General features: G+C 35.6%; 21 protein-coding genes. 19 read left to right on the top strand and 2 right to left on the bottom strand.

The genetic code is table 11. From position 1 onward, the window contains the following. Positions 1–10 precede the first annotated feature (10 nt). From COO03_RS20175 to fumC, 8 genes are all read left to right on the top strand, one after another. Entirely contained in the window at positions 11–1,108 is a 1,098-nt protein-coding gene (locus COO03_RS20175) for an alanine/ornithine racemase family PLP-dependent enzyme (protein ID WP_170958217.1), read from the top strand. Positions 1,109–1,187: 79 nt separating this feature from the next. After that, positions 1,188–2,150, top strand: coding sequence for an ABC transporter substrate-binding protein (locus COO03_RS20170; protein WP_170958218.1), 963 nt, complete (start codon positions 1,188–1,190; stop codon positions 2,148–2,150). Positions 2,151–2,163: 13 nt separating this feature from the next. Further along, positions 2,164–3,192 carry a FecCD family ABC transporter permease gene (locus COO03_RS20165; RefSeq protein ID WP_230322455.1) on the top strand — a complete coding sequence of 343 codons (1,029 nt, stop codon included), beginning with the start codon at positions 2,164–2,166 and terminating at the stop codon, positions 3,190–3,192. Next, positions 3,192–4,169: a FecCD family ABC transporter permease gene (locus COO03_RS20160; RefSeq protein ID WP_097898872.1), complete on the top strand. Its 978-nt coding sequence runs from the start codon at positions 3,192–3,194 to the stop codon at positions 4,167–4,169. Before COO03_RS20165 ends, COO03_RS20160 begins: the two co-directional genes overlap by 1 nt. A gap of 31 nt (positions 4,170–4,200) precedes the next feature. Continuing rightward, positions 4,201–5,031 (top strand): ABC transporter ATP-binding protein, encoded by an 831-nt coding sequence (locus tag COO03_RS20155; protein ID WP_097898871.1) that lies wholly within the window; start codon positions 4,201–4,203, stop codon positions 5,029–5,031. A gap of 275 nt (positions 5,032–5,306) precedes the next feature. Continuing rightward, positions 5,307–5,837 carry a cysteine hydrolase family protein gene (locus COO03_RS20150; RefSeq protein WP_097898870.1) on the top strand — a complete coding sequence of 177 codons (531 nt, stop codon included), beginning with the start codon at positions 5,307–5,309 and terminating at the stop codon, positions 5,835–5,837. A gap of 315 nt (positions 5,838–6,152) precedes the next feature. Then, entirely contained in the window at positions 6,153–7,556 is a 1,404-nt protein-coding gene (nhaC, locus tag COO03_RS20145) for a Na+/H+ antiporter NhaC (RefSeq protein WP_097898869.1), read from the top strand. A gap of 180 nt (positions 7,557–7,736) precedes the next feature. Beyond that, on the top strand, positions 7,737–9,125 hold the full coding sequence (gene fumC, locus COO03_RS20140) for a class II fumarate hydratase (RefSeq protein WP_097898868.1): 1,389 nt from the start codon (positions 7,737–7,739) through the stop codon (positions 9,123–9,125). Positions 9,126–9,333: 208 nt separating this feature from the next. On the opposite strand, the gene COO03_RS20135 is transcribed toward fumC, so the two are convergent. Then, on the bottom strand, positions 9,334–10,119 hold the full coding sequence (locus COO03_RS20135; RefSeq protein WP_097898910.1) for an MBL fold metallo-hydrolase: 786 nt from the start codon (positions 10,117–10,119) through the stop codon (positions 9,334–9,336). Positions 10,120–10,416: 297 nt separating this feature from the next. On the opposite strand from COO03_RS20135, the gene COO03_RS20130 reads away from it, so the two are divergent. Next, complete coding sequence (locus COO03_RS20130) at positions 10,417–11,181, top strand: DUF2087 domain-containing protein (RefSeq protein WP_097898867.1); 765 nt, start codon at positions 10,417–10,419, stop codon at positions 11,179–11,181. 25 nt (positions 11,182–11,206) lie between these two features. Next, complete coding sequence (locus COO03_RS20125) at positions 11,207–12,616, top strand: MATE family efflux transporter (protein ID WP_097898866.1); 1,410 nt, start codon at positions 11,207–11,209, stop codon at positions 12,614–12,616. A gap of 62 nt (positions 12,617–12,678) precedes the next feature. Here COO03_RS20125 and COO03_RS20120 read toward each other — a convergent pair whose 3' ends face one another. Further along, positions 12,679–13,377: a peptidase E gene (locus COO03_RS20120; RefSeq protein WP_097898865.1), complete on the bottom strand. Its 699-nt coding sequence runs from the start codon at positions 13,375–13,377 to the stop codon at positions 12,679–12,681. A 188-nt stretch (positions 13,378–13,565) separates the two neighbouring features. On the opposite strand from COO03_RS20120, the gene COO03_RS20115 reads away from it, so the two are divergent. The 9 genes from COO03_RS20115 to COO03_RS20075 all read left to right on the top strand — a co-directional run bounded on the left by COO03_RS20115 (position 13,566) and on the right by COO03_RS20075 (position 21,978). Then, entirely contained in the window at positions 13,566–13,979 is a 414-nt protein-coding gene (locus COO03_RS20115) for a BlaI/MecI/CopY family transcriptional regulator (protein WP_097898864.1), read from the top strand. A 4-nt stretch (positions 13,980–13,983) separates the two neighbouring features. Then, the gene (locus tag COO03_RS20110) at positions 13,984–14,796 is read left to right on the top strand and encodes a M56 family metallopeptidase (protein ID WP_097898909.1); all 813 of its coding nucleotides are present in this window, start codon (positions 13,984–13,986) and stop codon (positions 14,794–14,796) included. Positions 14,797–14,851: 55 nt separating this feature from the next. Next, positions 14,852–15,565, top strand: a complete 714-nt coding sequence (locus COO03_RS20105) for a cytochrome c biogenesis CcdA family protein (protein WP_097898863.1) — start codon at positions 14,852–14,854, stop codon at positions 15,563–15,565. 18 nt (positions 15,566–15,583) lie between these two features. Then, on the top strand, positions 15,584–16,138 hold the full coding sequence (locus tag COO03_RS20100) for a TlpA family protein disulfide reductase (protein WP_097898862.1): 555 nt from the start codon (positions 15,584–15,586) through the stop codon (positions 16,136–16,138). Positions 16,139–16,155: 17 nt separating this feature from the next. Further along, entirely contained in the window at positions 16,156–16,839 is a 684-nt protein-coding gene (locus COO03_RS20095) for a diacylglyceryl transferase (protein WP_141523360.1), read from the top strand. 660 nt (positions 16,840–17,499) lie between these two features. Then, entirely contained in the window at positions 17,500–18,036 is a 537-nt protein-coding gene (locus tag COO03_RS20090; RefSeq protein ID WP_097898860.1) for a GNAT family N-acetyltransferase, read from the top strand. Between the two features lie 652 nt (positions 18,037–18,688). Next, entirely contained in the window at positions 18,689–19,015 is a 327-nt protein-coding gene (locus tag COO03_RS20085; protein WP_373605262.1) for a GIY-YIG nuclease family protein, read from the top strand. Between the two features lie 149 nt (positions 19,016–19,164). Continuing rightward, positions 19,165–20,118 (top strand): TRM11 family SAM-dependent methyltransferase, encoded by a 954-nt coding sequence (locus COO03_RS20080; protein WP_097898858.1) that lies wholly within the window; start codon positions 19,165–19,167, stop codon positions 20,116–20,118. 730 nt (positions 20,119–20,848) lie between these two features. Next, a protein-coding gene (locus COO03_RS20075) for an IS3 family transposase (RefSeq protein ID WP_097898857.1) occupies positions 20,849–21,978 on the top strand; the annotation gives its coding sequence in 2 pieces (ribosomal slippage) (positions 20,849–21,104 and positions 21,104–21,978; 1,131 coding nt in all). Positions 21,979–22,234 lie beyond the last annotated feature (256 nt).

Below are 22,234 nucleotides of genomic sequence, written 5' to 3'. Positions count from 1 at the left end.
GGGATGCAACATGCTACCCATTATGAAAATACACCTTTCAAAATTAAAACATAATGCTCTTATGATGAAACAACTGTGCGAGCGTGCAAATATTATGTGTTTTCCTGTAACTAAAGGAGTGGGGGCTGCAACAAAAGTAATTGAAATTTTAAGCGAAGTTGGATTTACAAGGTTTGCGGATTCAAGATTACAACATCTCCAAAAAATCCGTTCGCTGATGGGAAGCGGTGTAGAATTGCTTTTAATTCGTACACCAGCCTTATCAGAAGTGGAGGAGACGGTTCAGACTGTAGATATTAGTTTGAATTCTGAATTTTGTGTGATTGAAGCGTTAGGAAGGGCGGCAGTACGATGCGGAAAAATACATAAGGTTATTTTAATGGTAGATTTAGGAGATCTTCGTGAAGGGATACTGCCTGAACAAACGGTAGAGACTGCACAAAGGGTAGTTGAAGTGCAAGGAATAGAACTTTTTGGTATTGGAGCTAATTTCACTTGTTTTAGCGGTGTGATTCCAACTGAGTCTTCTTTACGAGAGTTAACACAATTAGCTGAGTTAGTGGAAAGAAAAATCGCACAGCCACTTTCAATTATTTCGGGCGGAAATTCTAGTTCTTTACCTCTTATCTTACAGAGGAAAGACATAGGGCGTGTCAATTCTCTTCGGATTGGCGAAGCTATTTTCCTCGGGAAAGAAACAGCATATGGGAAGAACATTCCTTTTATGTACCAAGATATATTTTTGGTGGAAGCTGAGATTATTGAGATGAAAAGAAAGCCCTCGATGCCTAAAGGAGTGATTGGAAAAAACGCTTTTGGTCAAGTTCCATGTTTTGAAGAGAAAGGAGAACGATTGCGGGCTATCGTTGCGATTGGTCGACAAGATTTGGATATTAGCGGATTATATCCACTTGATGAGCATATCGAAATTCTTGGCGGAAGTAGTGATCATTTAATTATTGATATAACAGATAGTATAACATATCGTGTCGGTGACAAAATTCAGTTTGTTCCAGTATATAGCGGGATGCAAAGTGGGATGTCTTCTTCATTTGTACGTAAACAATATGTATTCGATGATGTCATACAAAAGGTGCATAATTTGTAAAAGTATAGACAATTATCAAAATTATGTTATTATATTAAATGAAAATGATTATCAATATTAGTGGATGGGGGATTACATAATGAAAAGACAGAAAATTGGTATTGCCGCATTAGCATTTTCGTTAGCGGTGGGTGCTCTTTCCGGATGTGGAGCGGAATCAAAAGAGACGGTGAAGAAAGAAGATAAAGCAGAAGCAACAAAACAAACTGGAGTAGTAAAAATTAAGAACGCGTGGGGAGAAACAGAGTTGAAGGAAACTCCAAAACGAGTGGTAGCACTGGACTTCTCATTTACTGATACATTAACAGCTTTAGGAGTGACACCAGTTGCAACTGCAGGGATAGGAAAAACAAAAGTTCCAGAATACTTACAAGATAAAGTGAAACAAACAACGGATGTAGGTGAGAGGAAAGCACCAAACTTAGAGGTAATTCAATCAGCAACGCCAGATTTAATTATTGCGAGTAAGGATCGTCATAATATGGTGAAGAAAGAATTACAAGATATCGCACCAACGATTGCTTTAGACGATAATAGCTATCAAGAAGTATTAGAAAATGTTGATACCATTGCAAAAGCTGTTGGTAAAGAAGATAAGGCAAAAGAGATAAAGAAAGAGTTAACAGATAAGATTGCCAAAACAAAAGAACAAATAAAAGGTGAACCAACTGCAGTTGTAATTGGTGCGTTTGATGGTGAATTTTCTGTTTGGATTAAAGATTCCTTTATTGGAACATTAATGACAGACATTGGTGTGAAATATGCATTTGAAGGTAAAAAAGAGCAAACAGAAGGTAAGGCGGAAATCGCAAAAATCACTATGGAACGCTTAAATGAAATTAATCCGGATTACATATTCTTATATGGTGAAAAAGTTGAGAAATTTAAAGAAAACCCACTATATAATAACTTAAAAGCTGTAAAAGAAAAACATGTAATTGATGTGGATCGTAACCTATGGGCGCGTGGCCGCGGGCCAATTGCAGCATCAAAAATTTTAGATGAAGCCATTCCAGCTTTCACTGGTCAGTCAGCTAAGTAGGGAGTGGACTGCTTTGAAGGAGGAACAATTAGAGAGCAAACGGGAACTTTTTCCGTATGCTCCTTCTGTTTTTAAATTTATTTTTTTCTTTCTATTATTACTAGTAATCGCTAGTATTTCTGTTTTATTTCGTGTGAAAGGCCTTACACTATCTAATCTGCATGAAGTATTTTCAGCGGATACGAAAAACTTAATTTATTATACAGTGTGGCATGTACGTATGCCGCGTGTTTTACTCGCAATATTAATTGGTGCTGCGCTAGCAGTTGCGGGGTGCTTATTACAAGGAATTACACGTAATCCGTTGTCAGATCCAGAAATTATGGGGGTAAACCAAGGTGCTTCTTGCTTTGTCGTGTTAGCTCTTTTAATTTTTGGTGATAAGGATGCGAGCTTTGTTATTTTAATAGCAGCTTTTGTTGGTGCTGCAGTTGGTGGCAGTGTTGTTTATTCATTGGCGTTTCGCGGAGAGTATACACCGTCGCGTCTTGTATTGGCTGGGATTGCGGTTAGTTTCTTTCTTGGTTCTGTAACAACAGGATCTATTTTATTATATGAAACACAACTAAATGAAATTTTATACTGGATGGCTGGTAAATTATCTGGGGCAAATTGGCTTGATATAAAGCTAACATTAGTAACAGCAGGCCCAGTTATCATTATTACGGCTTTACTAGCAAATCAGCTGAATATTCTCGCTCTTGGTGAAGAAACAGCGCGGGGATTAGGGATCAATGTCCTTCGTATACGCCGCATCTTTGCACTTATCATTGTTCTATTAGTTGGAAGCGGGGTTGCAGTGGCAGGCCCAATTGGATTTGTAGGTTTGATGGTTCCGCATATTGCAAGGAAAATCGTCGGTGAAGATTATCGAATCATTATACCATTTTCAGCATTACTTGGAGCGAACTTACTTGTCTTTGCTGATTTTGTAGCGCAGTGGGTTTCCTATCCAGCAGATACACCTGTGGGCGTTATTACCGCATTGCTTGGCACACCATTCTTTGTTTACTTAATGAGAAGAAAGAGGGGTGCTATGTGATGAAGAAATTTGGGCGATTCACAATGATTATGATAGTAGGCGTTCTATTATTAATTCTCTTTGCAGTGCTTAGCTTAAGGTTAGGTGCAGTTCCAACACCGTTTTCGCAAATCGTGGAAGAAATAACAACAGGGAAAGGAGTCGTTTTAAAATATCGTGTGCCACGTCTGGTAATCGCGGCGTTAGTAGGTATTAATATGGCACTATCAGGATCTATTTTACAAAGCATTACGAGAAATCCGCTTGCTGCTCCTGATATTATTGGGATTTCTGCTGGAGGAGGACTTGTTGCTGTTGTGATGCTTTTAGTGTTCCCGAGTGCACCGCCGATGATGCTTCCTGTTGCCGCGTTTTTGGGTGCACTGCTCGCAAGTATACTTGTTTATGTGTTATCGTACCAAAAAGGCGGGTTAAAACCAGAAAGTCTTGCGTTATGCGGAGTCGCAATATCTGCTGGCTTACAGGCTTTAATTACATTTATTATTGTAAAGTTTGCGCTCGATTCCTCACAGGCACTTGTTTGGTTAAAAGGAAGTTTATATGCACGGTCTATGCAACACGTTGAAATGCTATGGCCATGGACCGTTGTTGGATCTGTGATTGTGTTTTTAAGTTATAAACAAATTAACCTTCTCTTATTGAATGAAGAAACAGTAAGAGGACTCGGTATGCGCTTAAATATTGTCCGTTTCATACTAATTGGTACAGCGGTTGGATTAGCTGCTAGTTCTGTAGCGGTTGCAGGAACAATTGGCTTTGTTGGTCTTGTTATTCCACATGCAGCACGTTTGTTAGTTGGTTCAGATAGTAGAGTGTTTTTGCCAGTTTCGGCTTTACTTGGTGCATTACTTGTAGTCGGCGCAGATATGGTGGGAAGAATTATAATCCCACCTATTGAAATACCAGCCGGAATCATTACAGCACTTATTGGAGCACCTTATTTTATTTACCTAATTGTTAAGAGAAAAGCAGCATAAAATAAATGATATATAATAAGGAGTGAACAAGATGACGAGTTTATATACAGAGCATCTTGAACTTACCTACGGAGAGAATACTATTATTCATAATTTAGAATTACATATTCCAAATGGGAAGATTACAGCTCTAGTAGGGAGAAATGGTTGCGGGAAATCGACAATTTTAAAATCATTAGCACGTCTTCTGCAACCAACAAAAGGGAATGTTTATTTAGATGGTAAGGCTATTCAAACAATGCCAACGAAAGAAGTAGCGAAAAAACTAGCTATTTTGCCTCAATCTCCGACAGCACCTGAAGGACTTACAGTTGAGGGGCTTGTGTGGCATGGACGATATCCACATCAACGTTTACTTGGAAAACGGAGTGATCAAGACTATGATATGGTCAATTGGGCACTGCAAGTAACGGGAATGACTGAGTTTAAAACTCGTACATTAGATGAACTATCTGGTGGACAAAGGCAACGAGTTTGGATTGCAATGGCACTTGCACAAGATACAGAATTGTTATTATTAGATGAACCAACAACATATTTAGATATGGCACATCAGCTTGAAGTACTCGAACTATTAAAGAAGTTAAATGAAGAAGAGAATCGGACAGTCATTATGGTTGTACATGACTTAAATCATGCGGCGAAATATGCACATCATCTTGTTGCTATAAAAGATGGGAATAAAGTAATGGAAGGTGCACCGAAAGAAATTTTAAATGATGAATTGTTCGAAAATGTATTTGGTGTAAAAGCTCGTGTTACATACGATGAAATTGCTAAAACATATATGTGTACACCGTATGCGTTAATGAAAGAAGAAAAAGAAGTGCATAATCAACAAGAAGATCGTGAAGTTGGATAAAGAAGAAGCTGCTCCAAAAGGTTGAGAAAAAACGACCTTTTGGAGACAGCTTCTTCTTTTTCATCCTTGTATTATTTCATTTTGATAGAAAGTTCAATGGTCTCAATTCATAATCAGCATGCGTTGAAGAAATGCTCCACTCTATAGTTGAATATATGAGTCATTTCAATCATTATACGTAATTTGATAACGTATTTTGGACACATTAAAAAGGTGAATTTTCAAGTGAACATGTTTAGGGATTGGGCTGAAAAAATGTTTTGGAGGGATTTTTTATGATAAGAAATTGTGCCGCATTACTTATTATTGATGTGCAGACAGGGTCTTTTCAGGAGGAGCAACCACTATATAGGGGAGAGGAATTATTAGGAAATATCAAGTTATTAATTTCAAAGGCTCGCTTTGCTAAAGTACCTATTTTTTATATGAAGTACAATGGAAAGGCTGGTTCTTTACTTGAAAGAGAGACTCCTGGGTGGGGAATTCATACATCTATAGCCCCGTTAACGGAAGACATTATTATTGAAAAAAATCATCCAGATTCATTTCATAGAACGAACTTGCAACAGAAACTAGATGAACGAAATATAAAACAAATTGTAATCGCGGGAATTCAAACGGAGATTTGTGTGGATGCAACATGCAGGCGTGCTTATAGTCTTGGATATGAGCTTACGCTTGTAGAGGATGGACATAGTACATATGATTCTAAAATTTTATCTGCGTCACAAATTATTGATCATCATAACGAAATATTTGCTCAGTGGTTCGCTAATGTTAAAACAGCTAAGCAAATTGAATTTTAGTTGATGTTTTATTATACAATTAACTTTTAGTTAAAAAATGTTTTTGATTACATGTATTGTTATTTTAAAATTTCGTTTTTTGACTTGCTTTTCGTAATGGATGAGTATGTATTTTCGGAAATTATAAATAAAAATGCAATATTTTTTATAATTTTCATTGCGAAAAGCACAATCTACTTTTACAATAGAAAGGGTTGTATATATTATACTGGAAAAATAAATCGAAATAATGTGAAAATTGCGTTTTGTCTTTTGTATGTAGTATACACGTGAGACGACACACATCATGTTATCGACTTGTAAGGAGAGAAACAAATGAAAAGTGTAAGATTACCATCGATTCCGGAAATCATCATTCTATTATTACTGTTTCTTGCTGTCGTCTTTTCTTTTCAAACGATTTTTAATCTCCCAATTCAATTAGCGCTATTTATTTCATGGTTTTTAGTTATTGCGCTTGGATTAAGGTTAGGGTTTCGTTATCAAGAATTGCAAGAGGCAATTACGAAAGGAATTACCAATGGATTAGAAGCCATTCTTATTTTAGTTGCTGTAGGAGCACTAATTGGAACATGGATTGCTGGCGGTGTTGTACCGACATTAATTTACTACGGGTTAGAATTCATTCATCCGAGTATATTCTTATTAGCAACATTAATAATTTGTTCCATTACTTCTATCGCAACAGGTACATCATGGGGAACAGTTGGTACAGCAGGTATTGCTATGATGGCAATCGGTGAAGGACTTGGTTTGCCATTGCCGCTGGTTGCTGGTGCCGTTCTTTCAGGCGCTTATTTTGGAGATAAATTATCGCCACTTTCTGATAGTACAGTACTTGCTGCTTCAATGGCAAAAGTAGATGTTATTGCGCACGTTCGAGCTATGCTTGTATTAGATGTTCCAGCATACATTATTACCGGTATTATGTTTACAGTTGCCGGATGGATGTATGGCGGAGATAATGTTGATTTACAAAAAGTGGAGTTTTTAAAAGAATCTTTATTAAAGCACTTTGATATTAAAATATGGATGCTTGTTCCAGCGGTTATTGTTATTGCACTATTAGCAATGAAAAAACCATCAATGCCAACGATTGCAATGGGAGCGCTTCTCGGTGCGATTTGGGCAACTCTTTTCCAGGGCATGCACTTTGGGGATGCAATTGGAACGGCGTATAATGGTTTCTCTATTCAATCAGGTGTAGATTTCATTGATAAGCTGCTAAATCGCGGCGGGATCAACGGTATGCTTGGTTCAGTAGCAGTGATTATTTTCGGATTAGGATTTGGTGGATTACTTGAAAAACTAGGTGTTTTAAAAGTAATCGTTTCAAAATTTGAGAAGAAACTAAACTCTGCAGGAAATGTAACACTTTCCACATTAATTGTTGCATTCTTAGCAAATGTATTTGGGTGTGCAATGTATGTATCACTTATTTTAACACCAAAAATTATGCAAGAAAGCTATGATAAATTGAAATTAGATCGCCGTGTGTTAGCCCGTAACTCAGAAGTAGGCGGAACGTTAACTTCAGGTATGGTTCCATGGTCTGATAACGGGATCTTTATGGCTGGTATTCTAGGTGTGTCAACATTATCATACGTCCCATTTATGTGGTTAAGCTTTGTATCATTGATTCTTGCAGTAATTTACGGATATACAGGTAAGTTCATGTGGTATGTGGATGATACTGAAAAAGGGAAGCAAGTATCATAGTAACAAAGAGGTCATCTTTTGCGAAAAGCAAAGGGTGGCCTTTTTTATTTTTTTAAGTACATATTTTGCTATTTTGACAGGAGGATGAAATTATCTTAACGTAAGTGAGAATCTTTATCATTCTAATGAAAGTCTGTTACAATAAGAATGTAGGTATTTTATTTTTAAGGGGATGAAAAAATGGAGTACAGAATTGAAAGAGATACATTAGGAGAAATGAAAGTTCCAGCTGATAAATTATGGGCAGCACAAACGCAGCGCAGTAAAGAAAACTTTCCAATTGGAACGGAGCATATGCCGCTTGAAATTATACAGGCATTTGCAATTTTAAAGAAAAGTGCCGCGATTAGTAATCAAAAATTAGGGAAGTTGTCAGAAGAAAAAGCTCAGGCAATTGTAGAAGCAGCTGATGAAATCTTGGCAGGAAAATGGAATGAGCATTTCCCGCTTGTTGTATGGCAAACAGGCAGCGGTACACAATCGAATATGAATGTAAATGAAGTAATTGCAAACCGGGGGAATCAAATTTTAAAAGAAAAAGGACTTGATGTACATATTCATCCAAATGATGATGTGAACATGTCTCAAAGTTCAAATGATACATTCCCAACAGCGCTTCACGTTGCTTGTGTCATTGCGGTGGAAAATCAAGTACTGCCAGCAATTACGAAATTTAAAGAAACATTACAAGAAAAAGTAACTGCTTTTCAACATATTATTAAAATTGGGCGCACGCACCTGCAAGATGCAACGCCTCTAACATTAGGTCAAGAAATTAGCGGTTGGCACCGCATGCTTGAAAAAACAGAGCGTATGATTACAGATAGCAATAAGTATATGAAAGAACTTGCAATTGGTGGTACTGCAGTTGGAACAGGAATTAATGCCCACCCTAAATTTGGTGCGATGGTAGCAGAAGAGATTAGCCAGTTTACAGGGAAACAATTCGTGTCAGCACCAAATAAGTTTCATGCGTTAACAAGCCATGACGAAGTTGTTTTTGCACATGGAGCATTAAAAGCGTTAGCTGCTGATTTAATGAAGATTGCGAATGATGTGCGCTGGCTTGCAAGTGGTCCACGTAGCGGTCTTGGTGAAATTATTATTCCTGCCAATGAGCCAGGTAGCTCAATTATGCCAGGTAAAGTAAACCCAACACAAAGTGAAGCTTTAACGATGGTGGTAGCTCAAGTTATGGGAAATGATGCGACAATTGGATTTGCTGCGAGCCAAGGTAACTTTGAGTTAAATGTATTTAAACCAGTCATTGCGTATAACTTCTTACAATCCGCTCAATTATTAGCAGATGCGACTGTTTCATTCAATGATAAATGTGCAGTTGGTATTGAGGCGAATGAAGAAGTGATTAATCAAAATGTAAATCGTTCTTTAATGCTTGTGACAGCATTAAATCCACATATCGGATATGAAAATGCAGCAAAAATTGCGAAACATGCTCACAAAGAAGGATTAACTTTAAAAGAAGCAGCATTACAATCAGGATTATTAACAGAAGAACAGTTCGATGAAATTGTAGATCCGAAGAAAATGATCGCACCAAAAGAATAATTTGAATGAATGATAGAAAGCCAAGATCCTCGTTTGAGAGTCTTGGCTTTTTTGTATTACATGCAATGAACATGTTAATTAATGAATTTGGAGTTGCATTTTTATCATATATATAAATACAAGTTGAAAAACCGACATGAAAATCCCTTTCTTTTTAGGGGGACGAGAGCATTTGGCCATGCATAGTAGCGATTTGTATATTAAAAAATTAAAATTGAATGCTGAATTGACGAAATGAATGAGTACCGGTACCGTGCTTAACTAAATCTTTTTCATTTAAAAATTGAACAGCATATTTCACTTCTTCCAAAATAGTAGGCGGAAGACCAAGGGTATGGTGTGACCCGTAAATTTGTTTAATGTGTGAAAGGCTTGCGATTTTGTCTAGGGAATGAATTAAGTCATGTGGATCTGTTGTTGGATAAAAAGCGAAAATGGTTCCTTCGTAAAACAAATCTCCTGTAAATAAATATCCAGTCTCATAATCTTGTACACATATATGTCCTGGCGAATGGCCTGGGGTATGTATAATTTTCACGCTTCTATTTCCAATATCAATCATATCACCATCTTGTAGTAATCTAGTTGGTCTTCCTTGAAATGGTTTGAAAGTTTCGGGATGAAATGCCTTAGGGATAGGTAAGGTAATGTCACGAGCGATATCTTTTCGAATCTGGTCGATAGATAAGCCTTTAATTCCATTAACTAACCAATCTTCTTCTAATATATGTACGTATATCTCTTCGAACACCGCGTGACTCCCGATGTGATCCCAGTGAACATGTGTTGTTATCACGATGATTGGTAAATTTGTTAGTTGATCAGTAATTCGTTTTATATTGTCGATGCCTAATCCAGTATCAATAAGAATTGCTTTGTTGTCTCCTAATAGTAAGAATGAGTGGACTTTCTCCCAATGCCCATATTCACTAATGGCAAATGTTTTTGTATCGATTTGTTGTACAGTAAACCAAGAATCTTGAATTGTGACCATCATTTTTTACACCCCGTTATAAATTCTAATAATCTCCTCATTGCAACATGTAGTGAAAGCGAAGAAGCTAAATGAGAATTCCATTGATTAAGAGTTATTTCTCCGCAGTTGTTGAGAATACCTTTAGAAATAATTTTTTTATTATGATTAAAGGTAAACGTTTTTTAATAATGTTTATAAAATGAGTAAACAATACCTTGAAAAGTTTAATCTGTTTGTGATAAGATGATGAAGCATAAATAAACGATATCGTAATTTGTTTACAATTTTAATAAACGGTTTGGAGGATTGTTTAGTATGAGTGATATTTCAGAGAAGTTTTGGGATGCTTCCGTTGAAGAATTGAAAAAAGGATATGTATTTGAAGAGGGGACAGAAGAATACATTTGTTTAGCTTGCGGAGAAACTTTTATAAAAGGTGTTATTTATCAAGACGACAATATTTTGTATGAAGCAGAGAAATTTACGCAGTTGCATATTGAAAAAGAACATACATCTATGTTCGAATATTTATTAAATCTTGATAAAAAGTTTACGGGTTTAACAGATTTACAAAAGAAAATGATTCAGTTTTTTCATATGGGTTTAAATGATAAAGAAATTGTGAAAGAGATGGATGGAGGAAGTACATCGACAATTCGTAATCATCGATTTACATTGCGTGAGAAAATGAAGCAGGCGAAGGTATTTTTAGCACTAATGGAATTGTCAGAAGAAAAATCAAAAGGACAGTCTAAATTTTTACCGATTCACCGCACAGCTACAATGGTAGATAACCGGTACAATATTACAGAAGATGAAAATGATGAAGTGTTGAAATTGCATTTTACAGAAGGATTAGATGGACCACTTGTTAATTTTCCGAAGAAACAAAAGCGCAAACTTATCATATTGAAGCATCTAGTGAAAAAGTTTGATAGCACTCAGAAGTATACAGAAAAAGAAGTTAATGAAATCTTAGGAAATGTATATCCGGATTTTGTCACATTGAGAAGATATTTAATTGAATATGGTTTTCTAGATCGCACGCCTGATGGAAGTAAATATTGGGTTAAGTTATAAGGAAAATGAAAAGGAGAAATGAATTTTGAAATCACCTACAGATAACAACCAAGAAGGTGTCGAATCACAGAATCAAGAGAAGGAAAGGAAACCGATATGGAAATCGATGTCCATGTTTTTAGTTCCTTTACTTTTAAGTAATGTATTACAATCAGTTGGACAATTGTTTGGTATGGTAGTGGTAGGACGATGGCTTGGTGTGAATGATTTAGCTGCTATTTCTGCATTTTTTCCATTGTTTTTTCTGCTTGTTTCGTTCGTAATTGGAATTGGATCGGGTAGTTCTATTTTAATCGGTCAGGCGTTTGGTGCTCGTAATGAAGATCGCTTAAAAGCAATCGTTGGTACTACGCTTACCTTTACCTTTATAATAGGAGCCATTTTGGCCGTAGTGGGAAGTATATTTGCAATGGATATTATGCGCCTTATGGGAACACCAGAAAACATCATTGATATAAGTGTACATTATGCACGTATTTTATTTATTTCCATGCCAGTTTTATTCTTATATTTTGCATATACAACATTTATGCGCGGTACAGGAGATTCCAAAACGCCATTTTACTTCCTAATTGTTAGTACAGCATTAAACATGATATTATTACCTGTTCTTATCTTTGGTTGGTTAGGACTTCCGAAACTTGATGTTTATGGAGCGGCTTATGCTTCTGTTATCTCAACAATTGTAACGTTCATTGTTATGCTTATTTATTTAAAGAAAAAGAATCATCCATTACAGTTAGATGCCACAGTACGAAAGTATCTTCGTATGGATTGGGATCTATTAAAATTATTATTACGCCTTGGTATTCCAGCGAGTATTAACATGATATTAGTTTCGCTATCAGAGATTGCGGTAATTGCATTTGTGAATCGCTTTGGTTCTGATGCGACTGCAGCATACGGAGTTGTGAACCAGGTTGCAAGTTATGTGCAAATGCCAGCGGTTAGCCTTGGGATTACCGTGTCAATTTTTGCTGCACAATCGATTGGTGCGAATCAATTTGATCGATTGCAGAAAGTTGTTCGGGCAGGAATTGTGATGAACTATATAATTGGGGGCGTATTAATTACTCTTATTTACTTGTTCTCAAGAGAAATTCTATCGTTATTCTTAACGAGTCCGAATACAATTGAAATTGCACATAGTTTAGTTATGATTACACTGTGGAGTTATTTGATTTTCGGTCACGCACAAATTATTGGTGCGACAATGCGGGCAAGTGGAACTGTACTATGGCCGACTGTCATTGGTGTCGTATCAATTTGGCTTGTGGAGGTACCTGTTGCTTATTTTCTGTCGTATCACACAAGTCTTGGTATAAAAGGGATATGGATTGGATATCCAGCAGCATTTATTGTGAGCTTACTTTTACAATACGGCTATTATAAACTTTCATGGCAGAAGAAACGCATTACACGACTTGTTAGTTAAAATAAAAATGTCCTCAGTGTTGAAATATGGGGACATTTTTATTTTGTTTGAGTATAAAGAACCTATAGATAACTTTTCAAAGTTACATCAAAATGGTGTCTCATGAGTTTTCCATCGTGCATATAGAATTCCCAGGCTTTCTCTGGATCTCCGATAATCTCAAAGGAATTTTCTGTTATATATAAAGCGCAATTATCCTCTAAAGCAATTCCATCTATATTACATGCATGATTTTGTAAGAATAAATGGAAAGCGGTTGCTCTATCCGGTTGATTGTAATGGGGACAGAAGTGTTTGGTTACCATATTCCAGCCATTGCTTTCTATATAGCCATCTCCTATATAATTAGAACGAAGTCCGGTTGTAAACCAGCACATAGCACCAGCGCTACATCCTACAATGAATGTTCCATTGTTTAGGGCTACTATTAATTTTTCATCTATTTTGTTTTCCTTCCACTTTTCAAGCATATTGATATAATTTCCTCCACCTAGATAGATGAAATCAGCAAAATGAATCATTTCACTTATTTTATCTTCGCTCATGCTTTCTTTTATACAGCGTAGGATGTGAACATCACACCCTAATTGTGTTTCAAATGTTTCTCTAAATTCTTTTATATAACCTTCATCATCATTGCTTGCCGTTGGGATAAACAGTACCCTAGGAAATTGTTTTCCAGTTAACTCTATAAGTCGTTGATTTATATGGAAATGATCTGTTTGTTCAAAGTAACCGCCACCAATTACAGCTAACTTCATAATGAAGCACCACCTAATAGATTTTTGTTATGTGTAGAATTTCGCTGTAAAAGAGTTTCATTCCTGCTGTAACAAAATATGAAAAGTAAAAAGCGTAAATGAATAAAGGAAATGTTTTTTGAGTAATTTCTATATTTGACATTTTATTTATTTCACACTACAATTCGTAGTGTGATGGGAGGTAGTATATGTTCACACAAAACTATAAGTTAAATGAGCAAGGATTAAACCATTTTTTTGGACCGCTCGAAGCGAAGATTATGGAGATTGTTTGGAACACTCCAGGTATTACAATTAAAGAAGTCCAACAAAATTTAAGTGAAGAATCTCCTGTAAATTTTAATACAGTAATGACTGTGATGAATCGGTTAGTAGAAAAAGGACACTTACAAAAACAAACAGTAAAAAGAAGCGGTGTATATCGTGCTGTACAAACGAAAGAGTCCTTTTTATCAAATCAAACAAAGAAAATGACACAAGAATTAATGGGGGAGTTTGGTGATCTCGTTGTGAATCACATGTTAGATGAACTAGACCAAGCTGATCCAGCTTTAATAAAGAAGTTAGAAGCAAAACTAAATCAATTGAAAAAAGAGGACTAGTATGATGAAGTGGCAAATACGAAAAATGGTATTGTTAGCATGCATCATTAGTATTCTCTTTTTCGGTATGTTAGTGTACTACGTTACATATCCATTTCTCTTTGAAAATAAAACACTTTTTTTATCACAGTTTTGTCTCTTTGAATTGCAAAAACACATGAGAGAATTATCGATCATTCGCATCATAATGGGTGGATTGTTGTTATTCACCTTATTGGTTGTATGTAAAAGAGTGTGGAAACAGTTTTTCTATAGCCGGAAATTACAGAGAAACTTGGTTGGGATTATTCGGAAAGAAAAACAACTGTATTTGCTACCATCTTTAGAAGTTACAGCGTTTACTATCGGGGTTATTCATCCGAAAATCGTTCTTTCAGAAGGTGTATTTCAATCTTTTTCAGAAGAAGAAATGGATGCGATTGTATTGCATGAAGAATATCATCAAAAGAATCGCGATCCTTTAAAATTGTTTCTCTTTACGGTGTTAGCAGAAGGGATGATGTATGTTCCAGTATTGAAAGGGATGTTACAGCGTTATCATATGTATCAGGAGTTATTGGCAGATAAATACGCGATGAATCAAATGAAATCATCTTTTGCGTTAGGTAGTGCATTATTAAAATTAATTAAAATAAAAACAGCATCTACGCCGTTTATAACAGCGTCGTTTGCGAAGACGGCAATCAATTTGCGCATTGAGCAAATTGTTAGTCCATCACCTATAAAGCTAAGCATACCGTTACATACAAATTCAGTTTACGTGACTATGGGGCTATTTCTTATTTCGTTTGTACTAATTATTGGAGAGTGCATATAGCCTCTTTTTTTAACATCTAACACTACCTCGTGTAGTGTTATGTAGGAGGAGGAAAATGAACGCAGCAGATTTAACGATATGGCTTGTGGTAGGAGCAGGGATACTTTCGTTTGTATCGCCATGTTCGTTTCCGCTATACCCATCTTATTTATCGTATATTACAGGTGTTTCCATTCAAGATCTAAAAGAAAACCGTGGTATGATGCAAAAGTCAGCACTGATGCACACGTTGTTTTTCATAATCGGTTTTTCCATTATTTTTTATGCACTAGGTTTATCTGTAAGTTGGATTGGTGTAACCTTTACCTCTAATCAAAGGCTGATTCAACAAATTGGTGGAATCTTTATTATCATCATGGGTTTATTTATGACAGGACTATTTCAACCGAAATGGCTTATGTCAGAAAAGAAAATTCATTATAAGGGTAGATCGACTGGATATATACGTTCTATTTTTGTTGGTATGACATATGCAGCTGGCTGGACACCATGCGTGGGTCCGATATTCTCTGCGGTGTTAATGCTTGGTGCGACAAATCCAGATGAGGCACTTCTTTATATTACAGCGTATACGCTTGGTTTTGCAGTTCCATTCTTTGTCATGGCATTTTGTATAGGGAAAGTAAAATGGATTGTGATATATGCGGGTGTCATGATGAAAATTGGCGGAGGGATGATGATTTTGACTGGTGTTTTACTTTATACGAATCAAATGACTAAAATAACTGCATTCTTCATCAGATTATTTGATGGATTTACAGGGTTTTAAAAAATAGGAGGGAAAATAGTGAAAAAATTAATTGCAATTATACTAGCTGGAGCGCTTATTTGGGCTGGAGTTAACTTTTATAATTCTAAGCAAGAAGAAAAAGAACGGAAAGCAAAACAAGCAGCACTGCAAGAGAAAGAAGTATTACCACAGCCAGGATTTAAAGCTCCAAAAATCACACTAAAAGGACTTGATGGAAAGCTTTATTCATTAAATGATGCAAAAGGAAAGCCGTATATTATCAACTTCTGGGCATCATGGTGTAAGCCATGTGAAATGGAAGCACCAGACTTAGTACGTCTTTATGAGAAATATAAAGGAGAAATCGAAATTTTTGCGGTGAATGCAACGATTGGAGATCCAGTGCAAGAAGCGGAGGCGTTTGCAGAGCGTTTTGGATTTAAGTTTCCAGTTTTGCTAGATATAGATGGAGTGGCAGGACTTGATTATAAAATTGTTTCACTGCCAACAACATTCTTTGTTGATAAAGATGGGATTATTGTAGATCAAGCGCGTGGAGTATTGCCTCCAGATCAATTAGAGCAGAAATTTAAACAATTAATTGAGAAGTAAAAGGGGATATCATAATGATGATGGAATGGATGGTGAGAGTACAGCCGATTTCCCCTGTATTAGGAGTTTTAATTGGATTGGTTTTGGTGAAATTGAAGTTAAAGAAACAATGTATCCCATATGAGGGAATTATGGATACGATAACAAATGGCTTCTTTATTATTATGTTAGTATGGAAATTTGCACCAGCACTTTTAAATCCGGAGTGGGCTGTTCATGCACCTTGGCAAGCATTATTGGCTGTTGGAGATATAAATCACATTATAATTGGCTGTTTCACTGCTAGCGGATATGCTATATGGAAAAGTAAAAAGGCTAATTTTTCACTTTGGATTTTACTAGATGTACTTCCTTTTGCAATCGGAAGCATTATTATTTTTTATTATCTATTCCATCAGCATGTTGGCATGAACACAACAATGCCGTGTGGAATGAAACTGTATGATTCGAAATTTTCCTATCATCCTATATATATGTATGAAATTATGATAGCAATCTGCATAATGGGATGGCTGTGGATAAAAAATGAGAGATTAGGAACTAGAAAATACATGAGTTATTTTCTAATTGTAGAAGGGATTGCGCATATATTCATTTCACTTATAATTGAGCAAGTTCCGTTATTATTTGGTCTGTCTCTGCAGCAGTTACTTATTTTTGTTGTGATTAGTATAGGTATTGTATTGCTCCCGAAAAAATAAAAAACGGCAATGTATGAACGACTGTTCGTACATTGCCGTTTTTAGTATTTTTATAGATTGTATGAATCGGTATCTTTAATTAATGTGGGGTGCCCCCATAAGTGTAAAGTGAGTATAAGGTTATTTAACTTACAATAAAATCCTTTAAAAAATAATAAAGTTGTTTAATTCTTATTGGACTACGGTGCAGGTTAGTTGAAAATGCTTTTTTTGCTTAGAACATATATACAAAATTCATGTTCATTTAAATGTAGAATGAAAAGCAATAATAACACAGCATAAATTGAGAAAATGTATATTCAAAGCAAATTATTAATAGCATTAACAAGAAATTTGGTGGTGCATTTTGTTATGTATAAAACTTTTATTATTTGTTTTAGGTATATCATAGCATTATAAGGTTCATGTAATATCGAAGTAAGGTTCATATATTTTAAACAAACATAAAACAACAATTTGGAGGGGTTTTTATATGATTAAAGGAGGGGCTGTATACTTACGTGTTGCTGTAACACAAAATTGAACTGCTTTAAAAAGTCGTACCTTTAATCGAAGAAAGTTTAACTGGTTATAAAAAAGATGTAGTGAAATAGAGCTTTTATTCCATTAAGAATAAAAGAATATTTATAAATCTTATTACTGGGATTAAAGGGGGGTAAAATGAGATTAGAGAGTGAGAGGATTTATTTAAGATTTCTTTGTGAGTTAGATGCACCCATTATATTGGAATTCACAATGGATGAAGAAATACGTTATATGACTGGAACCAAGCCTAATTTTTCATTGGAGCAAATTAAGACACATATAGATAATATAAATAATGATTCAAGTCGCTATGATTTCGCTATTTGTTTAAAAGGCACTGACGAAATGATTGGAGAGCTATCGATTCTTGATATCGATGAGGATAATCAAAGAGCAGGATTCAGAATATCGATGGCTTCCATTTCATTAACAGGAAAAGGATACGGGACTGAAGCGATTAAAATAGTTCAAAGTTTTGTTTTTGAACAACTCAAATTAAACCGTTTACAGTTAGAAGTGTTTAGTCATAATTTACGTGGAATTAGAGCGTATGAAAAGGTTGGGTTTGTAAAAGAAGGAACCTTACGCCAATCCTTATATTATAATGATGCGTACTCGGATGAAATTATAATGGCAATACTTAAAAGTGATTATAAAAATATGCAATTGTAATAGTCTTTTTGTGAATAAATGTATTTAAACTATTTATTAGGTGCTTTAGTCGAATAAGGATTAAACAACTTTATTATTGATTTTTGAGTGCAAACAGATTTAAATGGATAGAAATTAAACAACTTTAAAGAGCCTTACTACACACCAGTTATCAAGACCTAAATCCAAAAAACACTTAAAATATCAAGCTCCTAACATATTATATATGACTAATATGTTAGGAGCTTTTATTTTTGTTAATGAGTTTTGAAACTGAATTTGAATAGTATTTTTCTCTATTTGGGTAGGAATAAGTAAAGTCCCATAAACGGTCGTTTTTGGTACCCATGATTACAATAAAATTGGTTCAAAAACAAGTAGCCATTACCATGTTCTTGCGATCTACATCCATAAAGAGTCGCAAAGTAATACTTTATAAACCATTACTTTGCGGTTAGTGACAAGAACCCTGTCATCAGGCCATAGAAGCGGTCAGATTCTTTTCCTGCCCCATGCCAAGTGTATCGATACATAAGTTTTAGTTTGAAATAACATGCCAACAATGAAGAGGGAAGCTACAATAGATTTTACTTGAAGCCTGTGATATCATTTAACTTTATATAGAAAGAGGGCGTGAGCAATCGTGATTACAATTAAAGCGCCTAGACCCGATATTATAATTACGAAACAGAAAGATCCGGAACTAAGTAATATGTATGAGTTTACTGATTTTCACTTAATTCCTAGAGATAAAGATGGAATCTTTATGTTTTATAACAACAAGAATGAACTAATGTTTGTTGGTAAGGCAAGAAAGTTAAGACCAAGAATAAAAAAACATTTTGAAGATACTGTATCAGTAATCAAAGACCATAGAGGTGAAGTAATCAAAATTGATGTTTGTCTTGTAGAAAACGCGATGGAAAGAGAAATTTATGAAACATATATCGCTAATAAACAAAAGTCGAAATATAATGTAGACAAAGTGTTCTTTAAATAAGTAAAAGCTCATAAAAAGGACTAATAAAATGAGACAACTTTGCCTCGGCTTATTAGTCCTTTTTTACCGCTTGCAACGTTACGTTGCACAATGATACGGATATCATTTGAGAGAAAGAACAATTTGATACGATAAAGGATGGGAATAGATTGGATAATCATAGCCAAACACCGGCGTATATATATACGTATGCATTTCGCGAAGAGGAACGTTCTTTATGTTATATGGAGATGCGCTCACTTTTTGGAACGGAATCGCACTCTAATATATTGAAAAGCACAATCAAAATTGATCCGAGCCGAAGCCCGTTTATTAAAGAACGGATTGACGTAATGTATGAAGGAGATGAACTGCCAGATATTTTGAAGCAGGTCGAACAGATTGATTTGTCTGGATCCACGTTCAAAGTCATCTTCGTTAAAATTAATGATCTTGATAAATCGAAAAAAATAGAATACGGAGAACGCCGCCTTATTGAGCGAGATATCGGCATGCATATTGAAGGTGAAGCCGATGTGCATCATCCAGAGCGTGTATTTGGCATTGTAATCATTGGTGGACGTTGGTACTTCGGAACATATATGGAAAGCGAGGCTGTTTGGTTCCATCATGTGAAAAAACCACGCAGCTATTCTACGTCACTAAGCACACGTGTAGCGAGAGCTGTTGCGAATATCGCTGTGCCAAATCCTGATGGAGTCAAAGCGATCGATCCATGCTGTGGTATTGGAACGGTAGTGGTAGAAGCACTCTCTATGGGCATTGACATCGTTGGCCGTGATATTAACCCGCTTGTCGTAATCGGATCAAGAGAAAACATCGCGCATTTTGGTTTTGAAGGAGACGTAACGGTAGGACCTATCGAAGACATTCAGACAAACTACGATGTAGCAATTATCGATATGCCGTACAATCTATTTACGTGCGCAACACCAGAAGATCAATTCTCGATTTTAAAACATGCGCGCCGTATTGCAAAAAAAGTAGTAGTTGTAACAAGCGAAACAATGGATCACATGATCGAAGAAATTGGATTTGAAATTACAGACCGCTGTGTAACAAGAAAAGGAAACTTTTCTCGGCAAATTCTTGTTTGTGAATAGGGAAGTAAGGGAAGACCAATGGGTGCATTGGTCTTTTTTTTGTTTACTTTTCATTTTTAATGGCACAATTTCACTTTGAGGGTAAGGTAGAGTGGGATATGGACAAAAATAAGCACGGTGAAATGCGCTATTAGGGGTCACCATACATGCCCATCAAGCTAAGATTTTGAAGTACCCCCAAAACAAATATTTTATCTCACTTTTTTGTTTTATAGATTATTAATTTCTTTTATTGTTTTATTAAAAAAATGTTTTAGACTATAGAATAAAGTATTAGACTATTTCCGTAGTCTTTTCAGAATAAATTAGTTAAAAATAAAAGACTACATACTATACGCGAAAGAGTATGAAACAGAGGAATTATAGAAGGGGTTAACTGGTTTTGGAGGAGGACATAGCCCATAGCGGGAGGCGTATCCACAGATGTAAAGCATCGAGGACCTTGAAAATAAGAATAATCAACTATCTAGAAAACTATTAGACGATAAAATACAATATGAAATATAATAATGCCAATGCATCTCTTTTTTTAATGTGGGTACGCTTTCGAGCAGTAACTCTTTAGACTATTTTGGAGCATTGGCATACATAGAAAAAAGGCCCCTACAAAAAGGAGTCTTTTTTTATGTTTCTTGCTTATCATAAGAAAATAGTGTATAGGCTACACTGAACTAGACAAAAAAATTAAGGTCAAGTAGACTACAACTAATATATTTGAGGAGAATCTACTATGACGAAAAATAAAAGAGAAAGAAGAACCTTTACAGCGGAATTTAAGCACCAAATGGTTCAACTGTACCAAAATGGTAAACCAAGGAAAGACATCATTAGGGAATATGGATTAACACCATCATCATTGGATCGGTGGATCAATCAAAATCATACGTCTGGCTCGTTTAAAGAGAAAGATAATAAGACCGCTGAACAACTAGAATTGGAAGCGTTGAGAAAACAAAACCAACAACTTCTTATGGAAAATGATATTTTAAAGCAAGCAGCGCTGATACTAGGACGAAAGTAAAAGTAGTGAAGAATAACCTACATAAATACTCGATATCAGCAATGTGCAATGTCCTACAATTATCAAGAGCAACGTATTATCATGGAGCCAAACAAGCACAAGAGACAGTAGATGAATTGTCACCACTCGTGAAAGAAATCTTCCGAGAGAGCCGTCAGAACTACGGAACACGAAAGATAAAAGTAGAACTAAAAAAGTTAGGATATGTGATTTCACGTCACCGTATTGGACGAATCATGAAGAACCAAGGTTTAGTATCTAACTATACAATTGCACAATTTAAGCCGAAGAGAGTTAGCTGTAACGAAGAAAACATTTCAAACAAATTCAATCGTCAGTTCAACCAAAAAGAAGAGCTGGCTGTAGTCGTAAGTGATTTAACATACGTCCGTGTGAACAAAAAGTGGAATTACGTATGTTTATTAGTTGATCTCTTTAATCGAGAAATCATAGGACATAGCGTAGGCAAAAAGAAAGATGCCGAACTTGTTTCACAAGCTTTCGCAACGGTGAAAACAAACCTGAATCGGATTATCTTATTTCATACAGATCGAGGAAATGAGTTCAAAAACAAGCTGATTCATGACACGTTAGAGACCTTCAAAATCAAGCGGTCATTAAGTGCGAAAGGCTGTCCATACGATAATGCAGTAGCGGAAGCAACCTACAAAATCTTTAAAACAGAGTTCGCTCGTGATCGTCATTTCGCAAGTTTAGAAGAATTGACCTTAGAATTAAACGACTACGTAAACTGGTTTAACAATATTAGAATCCATGGAACACTGGGCTATTTGAGTCCTGTTCAGTACAGACAGGAACACCTTAAAAAAATTGTCTAGTTTCGTGTTGACATACCAATATAAAACTGCATGGTAAGATTGTAATTACGAAGGAGATATTTAAATTGCTACTCGTTATAGTCATATGTAAGGTTTAACTTAACTTCCTGTAGCTTTGAAATAAAGTCGTACTGTTTATAAAAAAGATGTACCGGTTTAAAGAAAGTTATACCGTTTGCAAAAAAAAGTGACAACGTTTTATTCCTTTTCGATTAAAGAATTCTAAGTGAGTTTTAATCAAACTCCCTCATTAAAG

The sequence above is a fragment of the Bacillus sp. AFS098217 genome (assembly GCF_002551815.1).
GTDB lineage: Bacteria > Bacillota > Bacilli > Bacillales > Bacillaceae_G > Bacillus_A.
The sequence above is the reverse complement of the archived record's forward strand: the minus strand, read 5'-3'. Positions and strand labels throughout refer to the sequence as shown.